This window comes from Pedobacter sp. GW821-FHT01D05 (genome assembly GCF_059422505.1).
This window is the reverse complement of sequence record NZ_JBWKXA010000001.1, coordinates 1,075,583-1,093,782: the sequence shown is the minus strand read 5'-3', so window position 1 is coordinate 1,093,782 and position 18,200 is coordinate 1,075,583. Positions and strand designations below refer to the sequence as shown.

General features: G+C 37.0%; 13 protein-coding genes. 6 read left to right on the top strand and 7 right to left on the bottom strand.

The window, feature by feature from the left end:
• The first annotated feature begins 63 nt into the window (after positions 1-63).
• Positions 64-1,185, top strand: a complete 1,122-nt coding sequence (locus AC07VK_RS04395; RefSeq protein WP_492958619.1) for an aminotransferase class I/II-fold pyridoxal phosphate-dependent enzyme — start codon at positions 64-66, stop codon at positions 1,183-1,185.
• Positions 1,186-1,794, top strand: coding sequence for a dethiobiotin synthase (gene bioD / locus AC07VK_RS04390; RefSeq protein WP_492958617.1), 609 nt, complete (start codon positions 1,186-1,188; stop codon positions 1,792-1,794). It abuts the gene before it with no gap.
• 90 nt (positions 1,795-1,884) lie between these two features.
• Here bioD and AC07VK_RS04385 read toward each other — a convergent pair whose 3' ends face one another.
• From AC07VK_RS04385 to AC07VK_RS04355, 7 genes are all read right to left on the bottom strand, one after another.
• Complete coding sequence (locus tag AC07VK_RS04385; RefSeq protein ID WP_492958615.1) at positions 1,885-2,580, bottom strand: GDSL-type esterase/lipase family protein; 696 nt, start codon at positions 2,578-2,580, stop codon at positions 1,885-1,887.
• 26 nt (positions 2,581-2,606) lie between these two features.
• Positions 2,607-3,506: a glycerophosphodiester phosphodiesterase family protein gene (locus AC07VK_RS04380; RefSeq protein WP_492958613.1), complete on the bottom strand. Its 900-nt coding sequence runs from the start codon at positions 3,504-3,506 to the stop codon at positions 2,607-2,609.
• A 131-nt stretch (positions 3,507-3,637) separates the two neighbouring features.
• Positions 3,638-5,047: a calcineurin-like phosphoesterase C-terminal domain-containing protein gene (locus AC07VK_RS04375; protein ID WP_492958611.1), complete on the bottom strand. Its 1,410-nt coding sequence runs from the start codon at positions 5,045-5,047 to the stop codon at positions 3,638-3,640.
• Positions 5,048-5,134: 87 nt separating this feature from the next.
• Positions 5,135-6,697, bottom strand: a complete 1,563-nt coding sequence (locus tag AC07VK_RS04370; protein ID WP_492958609.1) for a DUF5689 domain-containing protein — start codon at positions 6,695-6,697, stop codon at positions 5,135-5,137.
• A gap of 25 nt (positions 6,698-6,722) precedes the next feature.
• Positions 6,723-8,288: a SusD/RagB family nutrient-binding outer membrane lipoprotein gene (locus AC07VK_RS04365; protein ID WP_492953438.1), complete on the bottom strand. Its 1,566-nt coding sequence runs from the start codon at positions 8,286-8,288 to the stop codon at positions 6,723-6,725.
• A 10-nt stretch (positions 8,289-8,298) separates the two neighbouring features.
• Complete coding sequence (locus AC07VK_RS04360) at positions 8,299-11,610, bottom strand: SusC/RagA family TonB-linked outer membrane protein (RefSeq protein ID WP_492958607.1); 3,312 nt, start codon at positions 11,608-11,610, stop codon at positions 8,299-8,301.
• A gap of 504 nt (positions 11,611-12,114) precedes the next feature.
• The gene (locus tag AC07VK_RS04355; RefSeq protein WP_492958605.1) at positions 12,115-13,335 is read right to left on the bottom strand and encodes a sterol desaturase family protein; all 1,221 of its coding nucleotides are present in this window, start codon (positions 13,333-13,335) and stop codon (positions 12,115-12,117) included.
• A gap of 163 nt (positions 13,336-13,498) precedes the next feature.
• Between AC07VK_RS04355 and AC07VK_RS04350 the strand changes: the two genes are divergently transcribed.
• The 4 genes from AC07VK_RS04350 (at position 13,499) to pgl (ending at position 18,198) form a co-directional block, all read left to right on the top strand.
• Positions 13,499-14,257: an ROK family protein gene (locus AC07VK_RS04350; protein ID WP_492953435.1), complete on the top strand. Its 759-nt coding sequence runs from the start codon at positions 13,499-13,501 to the stop codon at positions 14,255-14,257.
• A gap of 85 nt (positions 14,258-14,342) precedes the next feature.
• Positions 14,343-15,758 carry an NADP-dependent phosphogluconate dehydrogenase gene (gnd, locus tag AC07VK_RS04345; protein WP_057935067.1) on the top strand — a complete coding sequence of 472 codons (1,416 nt, stop codon included), beginning with the start codon at positions 14,343-14,345 and terminating at the stop codon, positions 15,756-15,758.
• Between the two features lie 29 nt (positions 15,759-15,787).
• A complete protein-coding gene (zwf, locus tag AC07VK_RS04340; protein ID WP_057935068.1) occupies positions 15,788-17,302 on the top strand; it encodes a glucose-6-phosphate dehydrogenase in 1,515 nt (504 codons plus the stop codon).
• 170 nt (positions 17,303-17,472) lie between these two features.
• The gene (pgl, locus tag AC07VK_RS04335) at positions 17,473-18,198 is read left to right on the top strand and encodes a 6-phosphogluconolactonase (RefSeq protein ID WP_492953434.1); all 726 of its coding nucleotides are present in this window, start codon (positions 17,473-17,475) and stop codon (positions 18,196-18,198) included.
• Positions 18,199-18,200: the final 2 nt, after the last annotated feature.

The following is an 18,200-nucleotide window of genomic DNA, read 5'->3' as shown; positions in this document are numbered from 1 at the left end:
ATTAATTAATTATATTTTTGAAAGCGTTCCGATTATTCGGGGCGCTTTTTTTACTTTTGAGCGATGAGCAAAATTGAACAGTTTCTTAACGGCAAACTTCAGGAACGAAAAGATAACCTTTCGATCAGGAATTTATCGATTAACATCCCTCCTTTCGATTTTTGTTCTAATGATTATTTAGGTTTTGCCAGATCTAGTGAATTAAAAAAACAGATAAACAGTACCATAGCCACACTCCCCAATTACCTGAACGGAGCCGGCGGCTCGCGACTATTAAGCGGAAATACTGCATTCACTGAAGAAACCGAACAGTTTATTGCCGATTTTCACCTGGCTGAAAGTGGATTGATCTTTAATTCTGGGTATGATGCCAATATAGGGCTATTATCAAGCATCCCACAACGCGGCGACACCATTATTACTGACGAATTGATTCACGCCAGCATTATAGATGGCTGTAGGTTAAGCCATGCTACGCGTTATAAATTTCTTCATAACAAAATAAACGATCTAGAAATCAAACTGAAACTGGCGAAAGGAAATATTTTTGTAGTGGTAGAAAGCATTTATTCTATGGATGGAGATATTGCACCATTAATGGAGATCGCAAATCTTTGCGAGCGTTACCAGGCCAGCCTGATTGTAGATGAAGCTCATGCTACCGGAGTTTTTGGCGCAAACGGCCGCGGATTGATCAACCAGCTTAATCTAACCAGTAAGGTATTTGCACGAATTGTAACCTTTGGAAAAGCCTTGGGCGTACACGGAGCCATCATTTTAGGAAGTAAAAACTTGCGCCATTACCTGATCAATTTTGCAAGATCGTTCATTTACACCACGGCTGCTCCCATTCATAATATAGTTGCAGTTAGATCGGCATACCAACATTTAAAGAATATTGATCATCAGCTGATTCATCAAAAAATTGCATTGTTTAGAAAAATGTTAAAAGCGCAAAACATTAATGCACTTGATAGCGAAAGTGCTATTCAGGGCATTTTGTTTTCATCAAATGAAGCGACTAAACTGGCCGCTACCACATTGCAAAGTAAAGGTTTTGATGTACGGGCAATATTAAGCCCAACAGTTGCTTTGGGCAAAGAAAGGCTGAGAATCTGTCTTCACAACTTTAATACCGACGAGGAAATTATTTCGTTGGTTAATCATCTTAAAGAATTGAATTAAATGGCTAAATATTTTATCACAGGCATTGGAACGGGCATCGGAAAAACATTAATCAGTGCCATTTTAACAGAAAAACTAAAAGCAGATTATTGGAAACCAATCCAATCGGGAGATTTAGATACCAGCGATAGCATAACATTAGGTAATTTAATAAGCAATACGCAAACGGTTATCCACCCAGAAAGCTATAGGCTAACACAACCCCTATCACCGCATTTATCTGCAAGATTGGATGGCATTGAGATTGATCTGAACAAAATCCACATGCCTTTAACGGATAACAATCTGATTATTGAAGGTGCTGGCGGTTTAATGGTACCCTTAAACGAAAAAGAACTGATTATCGATCTGATCAAAAAGTTGAATGTTGAAGTGATACTGGTTTCACAAAATTATTTAGGCAGTATTAATCACACCCTTTTATCAATCAACCTGCTTAAACAGTACGAAATCCCGATTAAAGGCATCATTTTTAATGGCGACGAGAATCTAGAAACCGAAAGATATATCCTTCAATATACTAAAACAAAAAAGCTAGGCAGTGTACCTGGCTTAAAAAATATCGATAAAGGAAAAGTGGAGACAGCTGGCCAAAACCTTTTTATTTAACAAAGTCCAAAAGCTAGCCACAGCATGTTTTTATTTTGTAGTTCTCCCAAGAAGTCAAGTTTTTTGAAACTTGACTTCTTTCTAATCATATTATTTCTCAGTTAAATAGCCAGACTTTTTAAGAAAATCGGCCCAAACCTGATATCCGGCAGGAATAAGGTGTAAACCATCCTTGGTGAGATCAGCCTTTAAATGTTTGTCCTGATCGGTAAAATTTGGATACAGATCGATAACCGTTACATTTTTAGCCGCAAATTTCCTGATTTCATCATTTAACCAAAGAATATGTTCGTCTTTGCCATAATGGTTTTTAAATTTTTCGAAAGCAGCATTCACAGGCAAAAGTGTATTAAAATAAATCTTTGTTTTCTTCGATCCCTTTCTGATCCGGGCGATCATTGTTTTATAATTTTTTAAGATCACACTATCCGGAATATTCCGGGAAATATCGTTTATACCAATCAGGATAAAAACCTTTGCAGGTTTACCATCAATTACATCTTGTAAACGCTCTAAAACGCCAAAGGTAATATCGCCTGAAATTCCTCTGTTTTTTGCTTGGGGAAGATCTAAAAGCTTAGCCCAATCCGTGCCAGCGGTAATGCTGTTACCCAAAAAGATGAAATCTGTTTTAGATTTTGGATCGGCTTTAAACTTAGCCACCAGCTCAACATATTTCCCAGGGCGGTAAGTGCTGTCCCATTTTACTACCTGAGCGCTAGCTGCCGTAAAACTCAGCGTAAATACAACAGCAGTTAACCATAACTTGTTAAAAAGTGCTTTCATATAATATTTTATAAAGACCTAAAATACTATTTTGCCTGAACTAAAATATCCGGATAATCAGAAATAATACCATCCACATTTAAGGCTTTTAATTTCTGAATATCGGCTAAGGTATTGGCCGTCCAGGGAATGATTTTCACACCATCAGCATGTGCTTTTTTAACCAGTTCTTCGTTTACCATTTGCCACACCGGACTTAAAATAAATGGTTTAAAACCTAAATCGGCGATATTCTCTTCATATGTTTTTTTATTGGCCACCAAAAAAGAGGTTTTCATTTTTGGGTACTTTTCATGAATAAGCTGGATTGTCCTTTTATCAAAAGATTGAACCACCACAAAATCAGCGATTTTTTTCTTCAAAATCACATCCATTAAAAGTTTAACAAATTCTTCAGGCTTAGGATTAGTGACCCCATCTCCACTCACACTACATTTAGTTTCGATGTTATAAAAAAACTGTTTACGTTTATTGGCCTTGATATCATGCTGAACGGCATCAATCAGATCGGAAAGTAAAGGAAGATATGTTTTTTCTTTCTTCTGTTGAGGAAACAATCCGTAATACTTCGTACCTAGATCAAACTGTTTAATTTCAGCGTAATTCATTCCGAAGATCGGATATTTTTTGGTATCAGTTACAGGAATATCTTTCCCATCTGGTGTAAGCATAAATGCCGGACTCAGATAATCATCGTGTGTTACCACAACTTTACCATCTTTAGAGATGTGGGTATCCATTTCCAAAGTGGTAATTCCTTCTATTTTCATGGCATTTAACATGGCCGCAATGGTATTCTCAGGCATCAGACCTCTCCCACCTCGATGCGCTTCTGCGCTAAATACCGGAAACTTAACTTCCTGGCTAAATGATTTAACTGCAAATGCAGATATTAAAATAAAAATTGCTGTTGTATTCAGTTTCATATTTAGAAGGGATTTTATAGTGGCTTCAGATGTTACCATCTGAAGCTGTTAATCTATAATTAGTTTAGTTTTTGAAATTATTAATCTGTAAGATGTAACATCTGACAGCACAGGATCCGACAGCACATGAGTTACGCATTAATTTCTGCCTCAAATTTTTCTCCGAAACGGTCGGTAGCAACTACCTTTACTTTTTTAACCGATGGTTCGAAATGTGCCAAAAACAAATGATCTGTTGATCTTGGCTCTACAAACGGCCTCGGATTTGGCAGTTTATCGCCTTTATACAGCTTTACTGCCAGTGGATCATAACCATCTTGCTGAGCTAATACACCCATTGCTTTCCCATCCAGAAAATATTCTACTGTCCATTCAGGATCATAATTCCAAACGTTGGCAATTAACCTTTTCTGATTGGTTAATGTATCTACATAAATATCAAGTTGTTCTTTCCTATCTCTTCCGGTAGATTTGTAGTACCATTTCAGATTGGTTCCGTCTACTTCATAAACGCCATAGCCACGTGGTGTACCATCTTCACAAATTGGGCCTGTCCACCATCCGCCGCAAACAGTACCATGATTATGCTCATAAATGCCGTTTTTGATTACATTTTTATTAAAGTGCGTATGTCCAGACATGATATGCACGTTTTTGAAATCTTTCAGCACGGCATAAAAATCATCTTTATTTTTAACGGCATTATGTACCGGAATATGAAGGCAGATAATCAGTAATGCATCTTTGGGCACCAGCTGTAGATCTTTGGCCAGCCATGCTAACTGTGTTGGGGTGATGTATCCGTCGTAAGTTCTTTCTACGCCCAAATAACGTACATCATCTAAAACTACATAATGCGCTTTACCTCTGTTAAAAGAGTAATAAGTTGGACCATAATGTGCTTGAAAAGTCCGGTCAGAAGTATCATCACCTCCCTGCCTGTAATCCTGATCATGATTTCCTAATGCCTGGAAAAATGGAATCCCGATTTTAGCAATAGCCTCATCATATGCAGGAAAAAGATCAAAATTATCCCAAACTAAATCTCCAACACCGATGCCATGAACAGGTGTTTTCCCCATTGTTTTTACCACTTCTCTTGTGTCAGGAACTGAAGTTTCCATCATTTGCTGAACATCCTTTTTATTCTTCACCTGAGGATCTGCCCAAATGATAAAGTTATGTTTGTTATCGTTTTGTTTTAGTGGCTTTAGATCGAAGTTTAACTTACCAGCGGTGTCTGGTTTATAATAGTGGCGTGCAATGCTACTTTCTGTTTTAAACTCGTAACCCGAAGGGGTGCTGATCCAAACAAAACGGGCAAGCTCATGGAGTTGGATCTGGTAATTACCCATTCTATCGGTCTGTACAACGCTGTAGCCATCAGAAATCACTACACCAGAAATAGCTTTACCTTTGCTGGTTACCGTTCCGCTTACCAATCCATCAACAGTGAATAAAGAAGATGGAAACGATTTTAAACTAACAAATAAGGTTGTGGTTAATAAGGTTGATTTTTGAATAAAGGATCTTCTATTCATTATGAATGATTTTTTACTTACTGCGGAAGAATATAAAATAATTTCTTCCGCAGATGACAAAGATTTTTATAGATATTTTTAAATTTATTATCTTATTTCAGTTGCGTTAGCAGGCTCAATATCTTTAAGTGCTGAGGTTTTAGTTAAAAGAATCGGAGTTTGCGTTCTTGCTTTTACCCATTTATTTAATTTTGTATCATAAGCGCCGCCTAAAAGGTAGAAATAGCCTAAATCTGCAGTTAAATAGGTTAACGATTGTGTATTTGTACCTGCTCTGTAAAAAGGTTGAGGAACTAAATTTTGAGGATTAATGATATCGTAAATATCAGTATTACCAATTCTGTAACCTCCACCATAATTAGGGGCACCGCCAGATTGATATAATAGCCCGCCAGTACTAACCCACAATACATCGATAGGTACAGTAGCTCCGGTAACCTCAATACCTCTAAATACTGCCATCCCGAATGCATTACCACTATTTGCCATTAAACCCGTGGTGGCATTACCAGTAACTGTACTAGCTGAGTTAAAACGATCGCTCACCTTATTATAATCTAATGCCCTAATCCATTTTGATGAGGCAATTGATGTAGAATTAGCGCCGTTAATTAATTTATTTATACCACCAACATAGAAAAATTCGCCTTTGCTTACAGTGCCAGAAGTTAGATTTATTTTGTAAGTACGCTGCTGGCCAGTTGCCCAACCTTGTGCTGGTACACCCGTTGGTACAGATGCTCCAGCATTATTAGAAACTATTAAAGAAAAAGGCGTGCTGGCAAAATTAATATCTTTAGTAGCCCTGAGCTGAACGTATTCATTATTGCCATCACCACCATTTACATCACTTATAAAGCCTGAAATTACACATTCAGGAGCATCAATGTTAGTGCTTAAAGCGCCAATATCATTAGCATTAGTTATACGTAGTTGTGGAAGTATTTTATCATTAACGATTTTATTGATTATTATCCCTTTATAATTACCAGAATATGGTGGCTTTACAGATGCAAATGACGCTGTTGGATTGGTATAGAATCCGAAATCATCTGTACCATCATTTAAAACTTTATCGCCTGCTAAGGTTTCTGTAGCAGATAATGTTGGATTGAATGTGCATTTATAAATAGTTAGCAAAGTACATTCGTACCTATCTGGATAAGTAGCTATTAGATTGCCATATCCTCTCGAAATATATAAAGTTTTACCTGAAGCAATTTTAGTAACATCAGCAGCAGTTTTGCCCATAATTTGTAACGTACCATCAACACGTTTCAACACTCCACCTTCAATTTTAACATGAACAGAATCGCCAGGAACATATTTTGCAGCATCAGCACCAATGTTTATGGCAATACCTCTTAATGAATCTAGCCCACCAACAATTCTAGTATTTTGAATGATGAGCAAACCCGATGGCAAATTATTGGTAGAATGATCAGAAATTACCTGCCCTTTAACCATACTGGCCCCACGCATATTTTCGGTTGTAAGCGTTACTTCAGTATTTTTATAAATTTTGCGTAAATCAACATTTGGGATAAACATACTAGGTGTTGATAATACGTAATCGGTATCTCTTTTACAACTTATTATAACTGCAATACACCCTAGTGCAAACAGCATATTTCTTATTATTTTATTCATAACTTTTTAACTCAATTTTAAATAATTATGGTTTCTGCCACCACATTAAGGTATTTATGTCATCAGCACCTTGTGCAGCTATTGCATTATTATAACTAGTTGGATTTGTTGATTGTGTTACCACTGGATAATTTAACCTTGCTGGCATTTTTTGGTTGTTAACCAAACCGGGTCCTTTTGGTAGAATAGGATGCCCGGTACGGCGATATTCAAACCATTGCTGAAAATCCACCAAAAACATTGCGTAGTATTTTTGTATATGAATCATTTCTAACTGACTATTTCCGGATGTGGTATTATCCAATGGAAGTGTTGAATCCCAATCTAAATTGGCTGCCTGTACATAATCAATAAACCTACTATCAGTTGTTGTACTGATGTAATTTGGCAACCAATAATTTATCGCATCAACCATTCCTTTGTAGTAATATTTTTCAGTTGGGCCACTAATCCATCCTCTTGCAGCAGCTTCTGCCAAAATAAAATCAACTTCGGCAGCATTCATAATTATACCTGTAAAACGATCAGTTTGTAAGGTGGGCTTATTTTCAGCATCAGAATTAAAGTGAGATAAAACCGTAAGACCAGATCCCTGAGCATAACCACTTGGAATACCAACAAAACCACCATTTGGTGCAGCATCTATACAAAAACGATTAACATTGTTACCTGTTAAATTACTATTCATACGGGGGTCATCCCATGTTACCAGATTACCCAAAAAGAAATTGCAAATAGGAATTCCTCTGAAATCAGCAGCTCTAATATTCACCATAAATGGTGATGAAAAAACTGCGGTACTACTGTTTGTTCCGTTCCATAAAATTTTAGCCGTGTGGGTATTATTTTGCATTATCGGATATTCTGATGGATTGCCATCAACAATTTGTTTTATTTTGGCAATTATAGTTGGCGCAACTTCGGCTTTGCCCGATGCCCTTAATAATAATCGTAAATATAACGAGTTACAAAACCTTCTCCATTTTGAAACATCGCCTTGAAAAACAGGATCGCCAGTGGTATTAATTGGCGTACCCTCTTTTAAAAGTTGGTTAGCTTGTTCTAATTTGGCAAACATATCAGCATAAATATCTTTTTGTCTGTCAAATTTAGGTTGTACGTTTCCCTCTTTACCTAAATTGGCTTCGCTATAAGGTACATCTCCATAAGTATCAGTTAATAATTGAGATACCCAAGTTTGAGCAACAAGTGATATGCCTTGATATGATTTATTTAGCGATTCTGGCTTGCTGGCAATGGTATAAATATCTTTTAAATCAGTTAAAAATAAGTACCAATTGTTCCAGGTATAATCTGCCTGTGTTCTTCGTACATCGTACCTAAAAACACGACCTTCCGAATCGTTAATTTCAACTGTTACTTGCATTAGCTGGTTATTAAAATTCCAATTTCTGCTCATATTTGCGTTAAGAACACCAACTAAAGCAGGTGCTAATAATTGGTTTGCTGTTGTTGTGCTCTTGCCAATAGGATCGGTATTAACTTCGGTAAAGTCTTTTGTACAAGAATTAAAGGTTAAACCAATAATGGCTAAAAAAGTATATGCTAATGTTTGTTTATAATTTTTCATGTTGATAAAATTAAAGTCCAACTACTAAACGGGCTCCAAAAGTTCTGGTTGAAGGCAATTGGCCTGTTTCAAAACCTTGAACTATATCTCCTCCCGCTAATGTTCCAAACTCGGGATCGAAAGCTGGCCAAGGCGACCAAATAAATAAGTTACGCCCATAAACGCCTAGACTCAATTTAGTAAAACCTATACTTTTAAGCACTTTTCGCCCAAAATTGTATGTTAAATTTGCTTCTCTAAATTTTAAGTAATCCGTTCTAAATACACTTCCTTCTGCTTGCCCACTACCATAAATTGATTCGTAATAGGCATTCATATCGGTGGCTACCACATCATTTTTACGGTACGTTCCATCAGGATTTAGAAGTACCCCGTCGCCAACTATGCCATTATATCTTCCTGGCAAGGTAATACTATGTTTACCTAACGATGCCATTCTAGAAAATGTTAAAGAATGCCCAACTGCGCCTAATTGTGCATCAAACAATGCACTAACACTAACATTTTTATAAGTAATACTAGTGCCAAAACCAAACCTAAATTGAGGTATTGTGTTACCTAAATACAGCAAATCAGGATTTTCTAGCGCTACTCCTGTGGTCGGATTAAAAACTATTTGCCCATCTGGTGAACGTAAATAACCTCTACCATACATATCGCCCATGCTACCGCCAACATTGGCAACCACTTGTCCGCCACCTAGCGCACCAGTACGTAACACAACTGAACTATCTGCCAGTTCTCTAATTTTATTTCTATTGGCCGAGAAGTTTGCATTTACCTCCCATTTAAAAGTACGAGATTTTAGCGGTGTAGCATTTATAGCAAGCTCAATGCCTTTATTATCTACCCTACCCACATTTATTACTTGAACATTATAACCGGAGGCCTTATCAACAATGCGACTCAAAATCTGATTTTTGGTGTTTCCGCTATACGCTGCAAAATCAAAGTTTAATCGGTTGTTAAATAATTTTAAATCTAAACCAAGCTCAATTGTAGTCGTTTTTAGTGGCTTTAAATCGGGATTTGGCAAAACACGTGGATTATTCATCGCGCTATCAGGGTAAATACCATCTGCTGCGTACAAATAATTATAAGCAGTTCTGTAAGGCGTGGTGCCACCACTACCAACACTGGCAATAGAGGCTCTTAATTTAGCAAAGCTGATTACTTTTGGTAGTTTCCAAAAATCGGAAGCAACAAAAGCCAAACTTGCAGAAGGATAGAAAAAACCAACATTATCAGTTCTGGTAATTGTTGCTAATGTACTGTTCCAATCCTGACGGGCTGTTATATCTAAATAAAGGTAGTTTTTAAAGCTTAAAGAAGCTAAAGCATAAAAGCTATTGAGCCTGTATTGTGCCGTATCGGGGGCATAAACTAAAGGATTTTCGTTATTGCTTAACTCATAAAGATTTGGAATAACTAATCCATCAGCTCTTTTTTCTAGCTTGTTGTATTGATTACGCATTTGGCTACCACCTAAATTGGCAGTAAGCTGAATATCTTTAGTTAATTGTTTATTATACTTTAATAAAAAATCGGCACTTATTTCGTAAGATCGTATATCCGTAACGCGATAAGAACCATGTGCGAATTTATTACCTGCAGCATCCCAAGGGCGAAGAGTTTCGCGAACATCATTATTCAAATCTCCCGATGCTCTAAGCATTAAACTCAATGCATCCGTAAATCTATAAGTCGCTTGGATGTTTCCTAACCAACCATTCCGTCTTTGTCCATTTAAATATTGCTCTGATATAGCATAAGGGCCTTCAGGGAAAGTGGTAGTTAAATTTGTAAACTGTCTGTAAACTAAGTTTGTTGCCCAATAATCTTTATACCAATCAATATTCATATTTGGTTGTGCAAACATAAACCAATACATTAACGACTGATTACCATAACCCGTGGCTGGTAAATTATCGCTTTTTCTATTGCTATATTGCACCTTGGCGTTAATGTTTAGTTTTTTAGTTACGTTACTTGTAATATTTAATGCAGCAGTAGTTCGCTCCAAACCTGTATTTGGCACAATCCATTCATTATTGCCATGGCTTGCAGAGAAGCGTAAACCCACTTTTTTATAAGTACCATCTATACCAAATGAATTGGTTGATTCGAAACCGGTTTTAAAAAATGCATCAATTGGATCAGGAGTTGCCACCCATGGTGTTCTGGTTAATCCTTGCGCTCTGGTTGCAGGGTCATATTGAAAAAACATCGCTCCAGGAGAAAACTCAGGGCCATAAGTAGAACTTGTAGAATTGGTGTTTGCTCCATCGGCACTCGCTCCATATGAGTAATATGAATTGCCAGACACCCCAGCGCCGTATTGTGTTTGCCTATCAGGACTTTTGTTAATTTCTTCCCATGCACTATTTGAAGTAAAAGAGATATTAACTTTCTTTTTATTTAAACTGGCAGATTTTGTTGTGATGATGATAGCCCCATTTGCTCCACGCTGTCCATACAATGCTGATGCAGCAGGACCCTTCAATACGGTTACATTTTCTATATCATCAGGATTTAAATCATTTAACCCACTACCAAAATCGGCAGGCATAATATCTCCTGATGTACCGTAAACACCGCCTCCTGTACCGCCTGTACGCCTTGCCGAACTACTCGCCACAACGCCATCAATTACAATTAAGGCTTCGTTATCTCCTGTCAAATTATTTTCACCACGAAGAATAATTTTATTTGAACCGGCTGGGCCACTATTTCTAACCAAATTTAAACCTGCAACTTTGCCCGATAAAGCGTCTGTCCAGTTACTAGAAACCGCATTGGTAAAGGCCGTACTATCTAATTTAGAAACTGCATAACCTAACGATTTTTCCTCACGCTTTATGCCTAATGCCGTAACCACCACATCGTTTAACTGGCTGTTAGATGAGCTAAGCCTAACAGTCACATTGTTTTCGTTATTATTAAATGTTCTGGTTAAGCTTTTATACCCCACCATATTGTATAAAACGGTAGTTCCCTTAGCAATAGTGATGGTATAATTTCCCTTCTCATTGGTTACGCCCAAAAACTTCTTATTGTTATCCGTTATCGTTGTTCCAATTAATATTTGTCCATCCTGGTCATCCAGCACGGTACCTTTAATTACAATATTTTGTGCCGGAGTTTGTGCAAAACTTTCGTTAATACAAAATTGTATCAGCACAGCACAAACGAAAAAACTAAAGCGTTTTAGTTTATCCTTAAAAAAAGTCCGTCTGTTCTTTTGGAGATTATCAGGACTGCTTTGCTTTACATGCAGAACGCATTGATGCCACGAAATCTGTTGAGTAAAATTTTCGATCATAATTATTATAGTATATCCGGTTAGTAATAGGGTTCATATGTGCGATTTATTTTGTCCGGATTTGCGGGCAAAGTAAGCCTGTTTATGTTAAAAATATATTAAGCAAACATTAAGTATTGAAAAGCAACCAAAATAGATTGCGATTTATTTAGTTTTACTTACTATATATTTCGCTAATTAAAATTAACAAAACAAATCGAAACTAAAAACAATAAAATAAATCTGCAAGAAATATTTTTTAATTGAATGTTTAAACAGACAGAAATATGGATGATCGTAAGAGGAATGAAATAACCAAGCTACACCTAAACAAACCAAAAAATAACTTTATTTGCAGTATATAAAGAAAAATACGGTACCAATGGAATAAACCACCAGCCCGACAGCGTCACGTAATAATTTTATTACAAGACATAACAGCAAGAGAATAAATAGAGCAACAAAACGAAACATCGCCTTGTAACATTTATATATCAGCTAAAACCGAAAGATAAAGAAACACCCCTAACCTGCCTTTGCGTACTCAAATACATGCTTCATGTAAAGTTTACGTAAAGAGAATGTCCGTTCAAGTGCAATTAAGATAATCACTGGAAAGATTAAAAAACCAAGCAGGTTGAAAGCATAGAAAAAATAGCCAAAAATTAATATGAACCTGAAACATTCGAGGTAATAGATCCACCTACGCTGTTCCAAAAGCGCACCGATATTGATTAAAGTAAGCAAGATGAAGATAAGTATAGCACCTTTATTGAATGGGGTTAAAAAACTGTAAAATAAGGTAGTGCCGGTAAGCATTACAACTACTGCTATCAACTGTATATTTAAATAGGTTTTAAACTTAGGTTTAGCAACACGCTGTATTTTATTCTGAAAGTAACGCTCTTCTAAAATGGGCCGGATGTTTTGATCCATCAATGCTGGACTCCCAAATACGGCATTCCATTTAGCCCTAAATCCATTGGCACGCTTGTACGCCTCTCCTATTTCTAAATAGTAGTGAAAATGTTGCCAAAGGAAACTATAACTTTTAATAGGATGTGTTAAACCATATTTAGGTGCCTCTTCTTCAGCCTGAAAAGTACCGAATAACTTATCCCAGAATACAAAAACATCGCCATAGTTTTTATCCAGGTATTTTTCGTCGGAAGCATGATGAATACCATGCAAAGAAGGCGTGATGAATATATGTTCCAGCCAGCCCAGCTTACCGATTAATTGTGTATGTGTAAAAAATGAATAGGCTCCATGAGCCAAAAGTATGGTAATAATCATATTGGGATGAAAACCAATTAAGGGTAATATACACCAAAACACATTGCGGAAAATGGCTTGAATGGTAGTAATCCTTGCAGCCGCTGATAAATTAAATTCTTCGCTCTGGTGATGAACGATATGTGCAGCCCACAAAAAATTAATTTCGTGGCCTAGCCTATGGTACCAGTACCAAACAAGATCTGTCGATAAAAGCAATAATATCCACACATACCATTTTGTAGAAATATCGAAAATTGCGTAGTTTAAATACACCCAATCGTATACCTGATAAAAACTTGCTGCAATAAATAAGTTCAATAACCTTTCGGCAATTCCTACACTAAAATTTGCAACTGTACTTTCATATTTAAATATTTTCGCTTTTTTTTGGTGCTGGGCGATCTTAAATTCAATAAATACAAAAATAAAAAATGCTGGAATAGCAAATGCAAGGTAGTTTACCGTCATAACTGTAGTGGTCTTTTTTAGTTTAACGGAACAAACATAAATATATTCTATTAAATACATAGACTTTATAGAATATATTATTACATCGAAATTACTTCGATCTTCATTTAATGTTTGTTGTTTTAATTTATTTGTAGAACTTCGAAATTATAAATACACAATTATGGCTACAGATAAAAAAGCTGAAAACAACAATATATTATCTATTGATATAGGCGGCACAAGTATTAAAACGGTTCTTTTGGATGAAAGCGGAAATATGCTTACCGAATATCTGAAAAGCAAAACCCCGCCAGAAGCTACTCCAAAGGATATTGTTTCCGGAATTATAGCGTTGATTAAGCCTTTCCCTGTTAGCTACAACCGCGTATCGATCGGTTTTCCAGGTTATGTTAAAAACGGAATTGTTAAAACCGCCCCTAACCTCGCAAAAAACAAATGGGCAGATGTTGATCTTGCCCAGCGTGTTGCTAACGCGCTAGGTAAATCAGTGCGTTTGGTAAATGATGCCGATCAACAAGGTTTAGGTGTGGTTGAGGGCAAAGGATTTGAAATTGTTTTTACAGTAGGTACGGGTTTTGGAACGGCTTTACTATTCGATGGAGAATTACTGCCGCATTTAGAACTCGCCCATTTCCCGATCAGCAAGGAAGAAGACTATGATGATTATATCGGAAATAAGGCTTTCGAAAAAATTGGAACAGAACGTTGGAATAAAAGGCTCAAAAAAGTAATCGAAATCTATAAAACAGTTTTCAATTATGATACTTTATATATTGGTGGTGGTAATTCTAAACAAATAGACTTTAAACTGGAAAGCAATATTAAAATTGTAACCAACAGAGACGGGATTAAAGGCGGTGCAAAACTCTGGAAACTGGCCGACAAGTACAACATCTTTACTGTTGAGCCTAAAAAATAATAATCTTTATTACAATCTTTTAACAACAATAGCTGCAATATTAATTTGTAAACCCTAATTTTGGGTGCATTAGAAAAAATAAAAAATGGCAAATAACGATTCAAAAAAATATAAATTGGGAATGATCGGTTTAGGCACAATGGGCCGGAACTTGTTATTAAACATGGCTGATAAAGGCTTCTCTGTAACTGGTTACGATAAAGACAGAAAAATGATATCGAAACTTGAAGAAGAGGGCAAGAAACACAACTTAGAAGGTTTTGACGATATTGAAAGCTTTATTTCCAGCTTACAAACACCACGGACATTAATCTTATTAGTACCAGCCGGACCGATTGTAGATAGCGTTATTGCAGAACTAAAACCACTTTTAAGCAAGGGCGATATTATTATCGATAGTGGAAACTCACATTTTACCGATACCAACCGCCGTGTTGATGAACTGGAGAAAGATGGCTTACATTTCTTCGGAATGGGCATTTCTGGTGGTGAAGAAGGTGCACGTTTTGGCCCGAGTATGATGCCAGGTGGCGATAAACAAGCTTATAACGTTGTTAAAGATGTTTTTGATGCAGTAGCGGCAAAAGTTGGAACCGATCCATGCGTAACCTATATTGGCCCTGGTGCTTCTGGCCACTTTGTTAAAATGGTACACAACGGAATCGAATATGCCATTATGGAGCTCATTGCCGAGGTTTATGGCATCCTTAAAAATGGATTAGGTTATACCAACGAAGAAATATATAAAGTATTCAAAAAATGGAACGAAGGCAGGTTGCAATCTTTCTTATTGGAGATTACAGCTGAAATCTTTCTTTTTAAAGATACTGAGACACAAAACGATCTTTTAGATCAGATTAAAGATGAAGCACGTTCAAAAGGTACCGGAAAATGGACATCAGAGGTTTCAATGGAACTTCAGTTACCTGTACCAACCATTAATGAGGCTGTTTCTAACCGCGATTTATCTAAATTCAAAAAACTAAGGGTTTCTTTAGAGGAGGCTTTTGGCAAAAAAGACACCAAAATTGCTGTTACTATTGATGAACTGGAAGATGCATTTTACTTCTCTATGATCAGTGCTTATGCACAGGGCATGCATTTACTGGTTCAGGCTTCAAAAGAATACCAATACGATTTACAGCTACAGGAAATTGCTAAAATCTGGCGTGGTGGCTGTATCATCAGGGCTAAATTTTTAGAAGATATTTATCAGGCTTATGATAAAAACAACGCTTTAGAACATTTATTTGGCGATGCGGGTATCCAGAACATCATTAAAGGTACTTTAGCTGGTACACGCAAAACAATTAGCGCATGTATCAATTCTGGTTTGGGTATCCCTGCATTTGCGTCTACCTTAACCTATTTCGATACCATTACCACAGCCAGGATGCCTTCTAACTTAATCCAGGCACAAAGAGATTTCTTTGGCGCACACACCTTCGAGCGTATTGATAAAGATGGTGTTTTCCATGCTGATTGGAATAAATTATCATAACCTATTAGATTCACGAACAAAAACATAAAATGAAAACCAAAACCGCATTAAACCCTACCATTTTTGTAATATTTGGTGGAACAGGTGATTTAAACAAAAGAAAATTAGCACCTGCCCTATATAATTTATTTATTGAGGGTTACATGCCAGATAAGTTTGCCGTTATTGGTACCGGTAGAACCGAATTTACCGACGATAGCTACAAAGCTGCTTTAGAAGATGCTGTAAATCAGTTTTCACGCAGCGGAAAAGTAAAAAAAGAGAAATGGGACGATTTTGCAAAGACTATGAGCTACTGTCCTACCGATTTTGCCCAGCCAAAAACTTTCGAAAACCTTAAAGCAACCGTTGAAAAATATCAAAAAGAATTTGGAGTTGGAACACAGGTAATTTTCTATCTGGCAGTTGCGCCTAATTTCTTCCCGATTATTGCTGAATGTTTGCAGAAATATAAACTTACGCAAGATGAAGACAATAGCCGTATCGTTATCGAAAAACCTTTCGGCCATGATTTAGAATCTGCAAAAGAGCTAAATACATTATTAAGCACTATTTTTACAGAAAAGCAGATCTATCGCATCGATCATTACTTAGGTAAAGAAACCGTACAAAACATGATGGCTTTCCGTTTTGCCAATGCACTGTTCGAGCCGTTATGGAACAGGTCTTATATCGATCACGTTCAAATTTCAGTAACCGAACAGTTAGGTGTGGGCGATCGTGGAGGTTATTACGAAGGCTCTGGTGCTTTAAGAGATATGATCCAGAATCACCTGTTGCAATTGCTTTGTTTAGTTGGAATGGAAGCACCAATTAATTTTGATGCCGATGAAATCAGGAACCGTAAAGTTGAGGTTTTAAGAGCAATGCGCCCTTTTTCTGCCGAAGATATCCGTTTTCATACTGTTCGGGGTCAATATAGTAAAGGTTGGGTTGAAGGTAAGGAAGTGCCTGGATACCGTCAGGAAAAAGGTGTTGATGCACACTCCAATACCGAAACTTTTGCTGCAGTTAAATTCCATATCGATAACTGGAGATGGCAAGGCATTCCTTTCTATTTAAGAACAGGAAAACGCTTAAACCAAACTTCATCTTTAATTACCATTCAGTTTAGAGATGTGCCACATCAGATTTTCTCATCAGGTGTAACCGAAAACTGGCAACAAAACAGGCTAGTAATCAGTATACAACCTGAAATGAGTATCCGTATGCAGGTACAGGCCAAAAGACCTGGACTGGATATGGTATTAAATCCTGTCGATATGGTTTTCGATTATAAAGGAACTTACGAGGGCGATACCCCTGAGGCTTACGAAACCTTATTATTAGACGCCATGATGGGCGATCAAACCTTGTTTATGCGTGGCGATCAGGTAGAAGCGGCATGGGAACTGGTGATGCCGATTTTAAATACATGGGAAAGTAAAAAATCAATCAACTTCCCTAATTACCCTGCCGATAGCTGGGGACCAGAAGAAGCTGAAGCACTTATTGCAAGAGATGGTTTCCACTGGTTTAACTTGCCATTGAAGAATAAGGAATAATTTTTACCCGGTCGTCACCCTGAACCGAGCCTTAGCGAGCTCACCGAAGGTAATTTATTTCAGGCTCTTATTTGAGATAGATGCTGACCACGAAGTAGCTATTAGGCTTTTAAAAACAATAAAAAACACTAATAAAATAAATTCAGCATGACGACTTTATTATTGATAAAATGAATCTACTCATATACAAAACATTAGAAGAACTGAATCAGGATCTGGCAGATTATGTAATTAAAATTGCAGAAATGTCTATCGAAGAAAACGACCGCTTTAATTTCGTATTAACTGGCGGCAGTTCTCCTAAAGCACTCTATCATCTTCTGGCTACAGAAGGCCAGCACAGAATTGATTGGGAAAAAGTATACTTCTTTTTTGGCGATGAGCGCAACGTTCCTGCCAATGATGATAACTACAATGGACTAATGGCCAAGAAAGCCATTTTAGATCCACTAGGCATTAAAGAAGATCATATTTTTTACGTTGATACCACTTTAGCTCCGGAAAAAGCAGCTATCGAATATAAAAAAGCAATCGACAAACACTTTAACGGAGAAGATCTAATTTTCGATTTAATCCTTTTGGGTATGGGCGATGATGCACATACGGCTTCGATTTTCCCTCATACCACTCTTGTTAAAGATGAAGAAGTAAACGTGGCTTCGGTTTATGTAGAGAAATTGGATACTTACCGCATTAGTTTTACAGCACCGTTAATCAACAAAGCCGATAATGTAGCGTTTTTGGTTTTTGGAGAAAATAAAGCCGAAGCCTTGAAACATGTTATTGGCGATGAGCAAAAAGATGTTGCAACTTACCCTTCGCAGTTAATTGATCCGATTGATGGAAAATTAACCTGGTTTACCGATGAGGCTGCAACAAAATTATTGGAAGATTAAAA